Genomic DNA, 8996 nt, shown 5'->3' with positions numbered 1-8996 from the left:
GCGCGTCGTTCTTCTCGAACTTCGAGGGCTTCAGCGACACCGAGGACAGCGAGCTCACCGGCCTCAAGGCCGTGGACGACACCACCTTCACCGTCGCGCTCAAGTCCCCCCAGTCGGACTTCCCGATCAGCCTCGGCTACTCGGCGTACTACCCGCTGCCCGCCGCCGCGTTCGACGACATGGCCGCCTTCGGTGAGAACCCGATCGGCAACGGCCCGTACAAGCTCGACGGCGACGACGCGTGGCAGCACGACGTCCAGATCGAGCTCGTCAAGAACGACGAGTACACCGGCCCCCGCGAGGCCCAGAACGGCGGCCTGAAGATCGTCTTCTACGCCACCCAGGACGCCTCCTACGCCGACCTCCTCGGCGGCAACGTCGACGTGATCGACCAGATCCCGGACTCCGCCTTCGGCACCTTCGAGAGCGACCTCGGCGACCGCGCCGTGAACCAGCCCTCGGCCGTGTTCCAGTCCTTCACCATCCCGGGCCGTCTCCCGCACTTCGACGGCGAGGAGGGCCAGCTCCGCCGCCAGGCGATCTCGATGTCCTTCGACCGCAAGGAGATCACCGACGTGATCTTCGAGGGCACCCGCACCCCGGCCTCCGACTTCACCTCCCCGGTGATCGACGGCTACAGCGACGCCCTCTCCGGCGCCGACGTGCTCGAGTACAACCCCGACGAGGCCAAGGCGCTGTGGGCTCAGGCCGACGCGATCAGCCCCTGGGACGGCACCTTCAAGATCGCCTACAACGCCGACGGCGGCCACCAGGGCTGGGTCGACGCGGTGACCAACTCGATCAAGAACACGCTGGGCATCGACGCCGAGGGCGACGCGTACCCGACCTTCGCCGAGGCGCGCACCAAGATCGTCGACCGCTCGATCGAGACCGCGTTCCGCACCGGATGGCAGGCCGACTACCCGAGCCTCTACAACTTCCTCGGACCGCTCTACGTGACCGGCGCCTCGTCCAACGACGGCGACTACTCGAACCCCGAGTTCGACACCCTGCTCCAGCAGGGCCTGTCGGACGCCGACGCCGACGCTGCGAACAAGACGTTCCAGCAGGCCCAGGAGATCCTCCTGAAGGACCTCCCGTCGCTGCCCCTGTGGTACGCGAACGTGACCGGCGGCTACGGCGAGGGCGTGTCGAACGTCGAGTTCGGCTGGAACTCGGTGCCGCTCTACTACGAGATCACCAAGAACTAAGCTCGAACCACTGGGGCGCTTCGCCCGTGCCGTCGGCCACCAGGTCACGGCACGGGCGGAGCGCCCTGTTTCGGTCACAATCGAATGAGGTCCCCATCCATGCGACTCCGGAACCGGCTGGGCTGACATGCTCGCCTACATCGTCCGACGCATTTTGCAAGCCGTCCCCGTGCTCATCGGCACCACGTTCCTCATCTACTTCATGGTCTTCTCCATGCCGGGGAACCCGCTCCTGTCGCTCTTCGGCGACAAGACGCCGAGCCCCGCACTCCTCGCCCGCCTCGAGGAGCAGTACCACCTGAACGAGCCCTTCTTCGTCCAGTACCTGTACTACCTGGGAGGCGTCGTCCGCGGCGACTTCGGCATCTCGTTCTCCGGCCAGTCCGTCAACGAGATCCTCGCCCGCACCTTCCCGGTCACCCTGACGCTGGCCATGATGGCGATCGTCATCGAGATCGTCGTCGCGCTGACCATCGGCCTCATCAGCGGTCTGCGCAAGGGCAGCTTCTTCGACGCGAGCGCGCTGGTCGTCAGCCTCCTGCTCGTGTCGGTGCCGATCTTCGTACTCTGCTTCATCGCGCAGTCCTTCTTCGCGATCCAGCTGGGATGGTTCCCTCCGACCGTCGGAGCCGACGCGTCGTTCCAGAGGCTGCTGCTGCCCGCGATCGTGCTCGCTCTGTTCGTGGTCGCCTCGGCCATCCGCCTCACGCGCGGCTCGGTCATCGAGACGGCCGGCTCGGACTTCGTCCGCACCGCGTACAGCAAGGGGCTCTCGCGACGCCGCGTCATCCCCGTGCACGTCCTGCGCAACTCGCTCATCCCGGTCACGACGCAGTTCGGAGCCGACTTCGGCCTCCTGATCGTCGGCGCGACCGTGACCGAGGGCATCTTCAACGTTCCCGGAGTCGGGAACACGCTCTATCAGGCGATCATCCGAGGTGAGCGGCCGACCGTCGTCTCCTTCGTCACGGTCATGGTGCTGTTCTACCTCGTGGTGAACATCCTCGTCGACCTGCTCTACGCCGTACTCGACCCGAGGATCCGCTATGCCAAATGAGTCCACCGGCGGCGCGCAGAAGGCCCGCCGCATCGACCACTTCGTGGCCCCGCTCGAGGAGACGCCGATCGCGTCGGTCGACGCCGTCAGCCTCGACGAGAAGCCCAGCAACCTCTGGACCGACGCGTGGCGCGACCTGCGCAAGCGGCCCATGTTCTGGATCTCGGGCGTCCTGATCCTCGTCATCATCGCCGTCGCGCTGTTCCCGGGCCTGTTCACCTCGGTGGACCCCCGCCAGTGCGCGCTCTCGTTCAGCAACCAGGGCCCCGGCGACGGCAGCCTGCTCGGCTACACCAAGCAGGGCTGCGACGTCTTCTCGCGGATCATCCACGGCACGTCCACGTCGCTGACCGTCGGCCTCATCGTGATCGTGATCACGACGGTCTCCGGCGTCATCGGCGGCGCGCTGGCCGGCTTCTTCGGCGGCTGGGTCGACACCGTGATCATGCGCCTCGGCGACATCTTCTTCTCGATCCCCTACATCCTCGCCGCGGTCGTCATCATGTCCGTCTTCTCGGCCTACCGGAACGTGTTCGTCATCGCCCTGGCGATCGGCGCGTTCGCCTGGCCGACGACGGCGCGCGTCCTGCGCTCCGAGGTCCTCCGCGTGAAGCAGGCCGACTTCGTCGGCGCCGCCACCGCGACCGGCCTCTCGCGCATGGCGATCCTGTTCCGGCACGTGCTGCCGAACTCGATCGCTCCCGTCATCGTCGTCACGACGATCTCGCTCGGCGCGGCCATCACCGCGGAGGCGACGCTGTCGTTCCTCGGCGTCGGCCTGCCCGGCTCGGTCATGTCGTGGGGCAACGACATCAGCCAGGCCCAGCGCGATCTGCGCACCAACCCGCAGACGCTGATCTACCCGTCGATCGCCCTGACGGTCACGGTGCTGAGCTTCATCCTCCTCGGCGAGTCGCTCCGCGACGCGCTCGACCCGAAGGCGAGGGCCCTCCGATGACCGCCACGACACCGAACGCACCGCAGGGGCCGCTGCTCGAGGTCACCGACCTCGAGGTCGGCTTCCAGACCGGCAGCGGACTGGTCCCCGCCCTCCGCGGCGTGAGCCTCACGATCGAGCACGGCCAGACCGTCGCGATCGTGGGGGAGTCGGGCTCCGGCAAGTCGACGACCGCCGCCGCGATCATCGGCCTGCTCCCCGGCACCGGCCAGGTCACCGCCGGCTCCGTGCTGTTCGACGGCAAGGACCTCGCGAAGGCGACGAGGACCGAGCTCGAGGACATCCGCGGCCGCCGGATCGGCTACGTCCCGCAGGACCCGATGTCGAACCTGAACCCCGTGTGGTCGGTCGGCTTCCAGGTCGAGGAGACCATCAAGGCCAACGGCCTCGCGACCGGTCGCAAGGAGGTGCGCGCCAAGGCGATCGAGGTCCTGCAGAACGCGGGCCTCGCCGACGCGGAGAAGCGCCTCAAGCAGTTCCCGCACCAGTTCTCGGGCGGCATGCGCCAGCGCGTGCTGATCGGCATCGGCCTGGCCGCGGCTCCCCAGCTGCTGATCGCCGACGAGCCCACCTCGGCGCTCGACGTCACGGTCCAGCGCCGGATCCTCGACCACCTCGAGACGCTGACGAAGACCGACGGCACCGCGCTGCTCTTCATCACGCACGACCTGGGCCTCGCCGCCGAGCGCGCCGAGAAGCTCATCGTCATGTACAAGGGCCGCATCGTCGAGTCCGGCGCCTCGGTGGAGGTGCTGCAGAACCCGCAGCACCCCTACACGCAGCGCCTGATCGCGGCGGCGCCCAGCCTCGCGTCGCGTCGCATCCAGTCGACGGCCGGTCGGGCCGTGGAGTCGGTCCCCGGCGAGCCGGAGGCCGTCCGCGAGGTCGACCTGGTCGGCGCGGGCGCCGCGCACCACGCCGGCGCGGTCGCCTCGGGCGCCCCGATGATCGAGGTCGACGGCCTCACCAAGGTCTTCAAGATCCGCCGCGGCGGCCTGAAGGCCGAGGACTTCACGGCCGTCGACAATGTGTCGTTCTCGATCCCGAAGGGCACCACCACGGCGCTCGTGGGCGAGTCCGGATCGGGCAAGTCGACGATCGCCCGCCTCGTGCTGGGCCTCGAGACGGCGACGTCCGGAGCGATCTCGATCGCCGGCCGACGGACCGAGAAGCTCAAGGGCCGCGACATGCTGGCGCTCCGGCGCTCCATGCAGCCGGTGTTCCAGGACCCGTACGGCTCGCTCGACCCGCTGCACAACATCGGCAACACCATCTCGGAGCCGCTGCGGGTGCACAAGGTCGGCGACCGGACGTCACAGCGCGAGCGCGTCCTCGAGCTGCTCGACCAGGTGTCCCTCCCGCGCGTGATCGCGAGCCGGTACCCGAACGAGCTCTCCGGCGGCCAGCGCCAGCGCGTGGCGATCGCCCGCGCGCTCGCGCTGAAGCCGGAGATCGTGGTGCTCGACGAGGCCGTGTCGGCTCTGGACGTCCTCGTCCAGGCGCAGATCCTCCGCCTCCTCGCCGACCTGCAGGCCGAGCTCGGGCTGACCTATTTGTTCATCACGCACGACCTGGCGGTGGTCCGCGTGATCGCCGACGACGTCTGCGTGATGCAGAAGGGCAGGATCGTCGAGCACGCCCCGACGGACACCGTGTTCGACTCGCCGCAGCAGGAGTACACCCGCGAGCTGCTCGACGCCATCCCCGGCGCCGGCATCGAGTTCGCGGTCTGACCGACCGTCACCTGGGCCCCGGCCCCGCCTGGAGCGCTCCTCGGAGCCCTCCGGAGCGGGGATCCGGGGCCCTTCGCCGTGCGGACGCCTCGCTGCGGTACGATGGATGGTCCCCCTTTTGCACGAGAACACGAGACGAGTCCGTATCCATGGCAAGTGCCACCCGCTCCGACCTGCGCAACGTCGCGATCGTCGCCCACGTCGACCATGGCAAGACCACGCTGGTCGACGCCATGCTCAAGCAGACGAACTCCTTCGACGCGCACGCCCACGTGGACGAGCGCGCGATGGACTCCAACGAGCTCGAGCGCGAGAAGGGCATCACGATCCTCGCGAAGAACACCGCTGTCTCGTACAGCGGCAAGCACGCGAGCGACGGTCCCATCACCATCAACGTCATCGACACCCCGGGCCACGCCGACTTCGGCGGCGAGGTCGAGCGCGGCCTGTCGATGGTCGACGGCGTCTGCCTCCTCGTCGACGCGTCCGAGGGCCCGCTGCCCCAGACTCGTTTCGTGCTGCGCAAGGCGCTCGAGGCGAAGCTCCCCGTCATCCTCCTGGTCAACAAGACCGACCGCCCCGACGCGCGCATCGACGAGGTCGTCGCCGAGAGCCAGGACCTGCTCCTCGGCCTCGCCTCCGACATGGCCGACGACGTGCCGGACCTCGACCTCGACGCGATCCTCGACGTCCCCGTGGTCTACGCCTCCGGCAAGGCCGGCCGCGCCTCGGCGAACAAGCCCGAGGACGGCACGCTGCCGGACGCCGAGGACCTGGAGCCGCTGTTCGAGGCGATCCTCAAGCACATCCCCGCGCCGACCTACGACGACGACGCGCCCCTCCAGGCCCACGTCACCAACCTCGACGCGTCGCCGTTCCTCGGCCGCCTCGCCCTCCTCCGCGTCTTCAACGGCACGATCAAGAAGGGGCAGACGGTCGCCTGGGTCCACCACGACGGCACCCACACCAACGCGCGCATCACCGAGCTGCTGATCACCAAGGCCCTCGACCGCTACCCGGCCGAGTCCGCGGGCCCCGGCGACATCGTCGCGATCGCGGGCTTCCCCGAGATCACCATCGGCGAGACCATCGCCGACCCCGAGGACATCCGCCCGCTGCCGGCCATCACGGTCGACGACCCGGCGATCTCGATGACGATCGGCACCAACACCTCGCCGCTCGTCGGCAAGGTGAAGGGCCACAAGCTCACGGCGCGCATGGTTAAGGACCGCCTCGACCGCGAGCTCATCGGAAACGTGTCGCTCAAGATCGTCGACATCGGACGCCCCGACTCGTGGGAGGTCCAGGGCCGCGGCGAGCTCGCGCTGGCCATCCTCGTCGAGCAGATGCGCCGTGAGGGCTACGAGCTGACCGTCGGCAAGCCCCAGGTGGTCACCCGCCAGGTCGACGGCAAGACGCACGAGCCCTTCGAGCACCTCACGATCGACGCTCCGGAGGAGTACCTCGGCGCGATCACGCAGCTCCTCGCCGCCCGCAAGGGCCGCATGGACGGCATGTCGAACCACGGCACCGGCTGGGTGCGCATGGAGTTCATCGTCCCGTCGCGCGGCCTGATCGGCTTCCGCACCGAGTTCCTCACCACCACGCGCGGCACCGGCATCGCGAACGCGATCCTGCACGGCTACGAGCCGTGGGCCGGCGCGATCGTCACCCGCAACAACGGGTCGATCGTCGCGGACCGCAACGGCGTCGTCACCCCGTTCGCCATCATCGCGCTCCAGGAGCGGATGACCTTCTTCGTGAACCCCACCGAGGAGGTCTACGAGGGCATGGTGATCGGCGAGAACTCGCGCAACGACGACATGGACGTCAACATCACCAAGGAGAAGAAGCTGACCAACATGCGTCAGTCCACCTCCGACACCTTCGAGTCGATGACGCCGTCGCGTCAGCTGACGCTCGAGGAGTGCCTCGAGTTCGCCCGCGAGGACGAGTGCGTCGAGGTCACCCCCGAGGTCGTCCGCATCCGCAAGGTGGAGCTCGATGCGAACGCCCGCGCGCGCATGACGAGCCGCCTCAAGAAGCAGGGCTGAGCCCCGGGCGCCTCGGCGCCCGCCCACGACGAGACCGGCCGGAGCGATGCTCCGGCCGGTCTCGTCGTCTCCGCCCGCTGCTGCAGAGTGCGGCGCCGATCCCGTCCCTCGCGGTCCGGATCAGCCTTCCGGACTCGGAGAGGGAGCGGGGGTCGCGGACTCCGCCTCGAGCGTCGAGGTGACGAAGGAGACGAACGCCGCCGCGTCGTCCGGCTTCCCCGTGTACTGCTCGCCGTTCACCAGCACGGTCGGCGTCGACTCGAGCTTCGGAAGGGAGGTGTTCGCGAGGGGGAGCGAGGTGGCCCGCTCGGTCGCGGCCTTCACCCAGGGCCGGAACTCGCCCGCGGTCATGCAGGCGAGGACGTCGTCGTCGGTGACGCCGGCTCCGGTCACCAGCGCCCGCAGAGCGTCGTCGTCGAACCCCGTCGTCCCCTCCGCCGGCTGCTGCGCGAAGAGCGCCGCGTTCACGGCGAGGAAGCGGTCCGGATCCTCGTCGGCGACGCACGCCGCGGCGTTCGCGGCCCGGCTGGAGTACTCGGAGCCGGCCGAGGAGGAATCGAGGATCGCCACCGGGTGGATCTCGAGCGTGATCGCCCCCTTCGTCAGCCACGACTGCAGCTGCTCGGCGTTCGCCTTCTCGAACTGCCCGCAGTACGGGCAGAGGTAGTCGACGTAGAGGTCGACGGCGACGACTCCGCCCGCCCGCGTGGCGCTCTCATCGGTCGGGACGGGGGAGGCTCCCGGAGCGAGTGCCGCGCTCGTCGTCGCCGTCACGGCCGAGCCGTCGCCCGCGAGGACGATGCCGTCGCTGAGCATGTTCGCCGGGCCGGCGCTCGCGACCTCCTGCTGCGACCAGACGTTCCAGCAGACCAGGGCCACGACCGCGAGGAGCCCGACGACCGCTCCGCCCTGCCCGAGCAGCCGGTTCCGGCGCCGCCGGCGCCTCTCCGCTTCGCGGCGATCCCGCGCGTGCGCTCGGGCGAGCTCCTGGCGCTCGCGCTTGGTCAGGCCGCTTCTCGCACTGTTCCCGGACATCGCCGACGACGCTACGGGCGCAGGCTTCGGCGCGCCGTGGAGTGCGCCCGCCGGATCCTGGGACGGAGTGCGGGTCCTCTCAGGGATCAGGCGAAGAGGCCGGAGCCGAGGAAGTCGGTCTCGTCGCGGGCACCGGGCGGCACCGCGAACACGGCCGAGCCGACGTGCTTCACGTACTCGTTCAGCGCGTCCGTCGCGAGGTTCCGCTGCACGGTGACGAACTGCTCCGGGGAGCGCTGGAACGAGAGGAAGAACAGCCCCGCGTTCAAGCGTCCGAGCTCGTCGTTGCCGTCGACGAAGTTGTAGCCGCGGCGCAGGAGCCGCACCCCGTTGTTCACGCTCGGGTGGGCGAGGCGCACGTGCGACTCCTGATCGATCAGCGGGGAACCCGTAGCGCCGGCCGCTGCGAAGTCGGGCTCGGTCAACTCCGTGCCGCCCGAGAGCGGCGCCCCGGACCCCTTGCTGCGGCCGATGACCCGCTCCTGCTCGCCCAGCTGGCTGCGGTCCCACGTCTCGATGATCATCCGGATCTTCCGCGCGACCAGGTAGCTGCCGCCGACCATCCACGCGGGGCCGTCGGAGGACGGGACCCAGACGTGCTCCTGGACGGCGTCGGCCTCCTCGGACTTCACGTTCGCCGTGCCGTCCTTGAAGCCGAAGAGGTTGCGCGGAGTCGCCTGGGCGGTGGACGTCGAGGAGGTGCGGCCGAAGCCGAGCTGCGACCAGCGGAGCGAGGCCCGGCCGAACGCGATCCGGCTCAGGTTGCGGATGGCGTGCACGGCGACTTGCGGATCGTCGGCGCAGGCCTGGATGCACAGGTCGCCGCCGCCGGCCGAGGGGATGAGCGCGTCGCCGCGGGCACCACGCGCGAGGACCTCGTCGAGCTCCTGAAGGACTGGACGCTCGCCGCCTCGCGGATGACCCAGGGCCTCGAGGTCGGCGAGACCG

7 protein-coding genes are annotated in these 8996 nt (G+C 69.5%); 5 read left to right on the top strand and 2 right to left on the bottom strand.

Annotation, left to right across the window (positions count from 1 at the left end):
• The 5 genes from C5C27_RS15520 to typA all read left to right on the top strand — a co-directional run.
• Positions 1 to 1211, top strand: a 1211-nt coding sequence (locus C5C27_RS15520) for an ABC transporter substrate-binding protein (protein ID WP_104314856.1), incomplete at its 5' end; no start/stop codon positions are given.
• A gap of 127 nt (positions 1212 to 1338) precedes the next feature.
• Positions 1339 to 2268: an ABC transporter permease gene (locus C5C27_RS15515; RefSeq protein WP_104222975.1), complete on the top strand. Its 930-nt coding sequence runs from the start codon at positions 1339 to 1341 to the stop codon at positions 2266 to 2268.
• Positions 2258 to 3226, top strand: a complete 969-nt coding sequence (locus tag C5C27_RS15510) for an ABC transporter permease (RefSeq protein ID WP_104222976.1) — start codon at positions 2258 to 2260, stop codon at positions 3224 to 3226. Before C5C27_RS15515 ends, C5C27_RS15510 begins: the two co-directional genes overlap by 11 nt.
• Positions 3223 to 4959 (top strand): ABC transporter ATP-binding protein, encoded by a 1737-nt coding sequence (locus C5C27_RS15505; protein ID WP_104237546.1) that lies wholly within the window; start codon positions 3223 to 3225, stop codon positions 4957 to 4959. Before C5C27_RS15510 ends, C5C27_RS15505 begins: the two co-directional genes overlap by 4 nt.
• Before the next feature lie 149 nt (positions 4960 to 5108).
• Positions 5109 to 7013, top strand: coding sequence for a translational GTPase TypA (typA, locus tag C5C27_RS15500; protein WP_104222978.1), 1905 nt, complete (start codon positions 5109 to 5111; stop codon positions 7011 to 7013).
• 120 nt (positions 7014 to 7133) lie between these two features.
• Here the strand turns inward: typA and C5C27_RS15495 are convergent, their stop codons facing one another.
• Positions 7134 to 8048 carry a thioredoxin domain-containing protein gene (locus tag C5C27_RS15495; RefSeq protein ID WP_104314855.1) on the bottom strand — a complete coding sequence of 305 codons (915 nt, stop codon included), beginning with the start codon at positions 8046 to 8048 and terminating at the stop codon, positions 7134 to 7136.
• A gap of 86 nt (positions 8049 to 8134) precedes the next feature.
• Positions 8135 to 8996, bottom strand: an 862-nt coding sequence (locus C5C27_RS15490) for a Dyp-type peroxidase (RefSeq protein WP_146079719.1), incomplete at its 5' end; no start/stop codon positions are given.

It is taken from the genome of Rathayibacter sp. AY2B7, assembly GCF_002931635.1.
Taxonomy (GTDB): Bacteria; Actinomycetota; Actinomycetes; order Actinomycetales; family Microbacteriaceae; genus Rathayibacter.
Note: the sequence above shows the minus strand (reverse complement) of the source record. Positions and strands in the feature narration are given on the sequence as shown.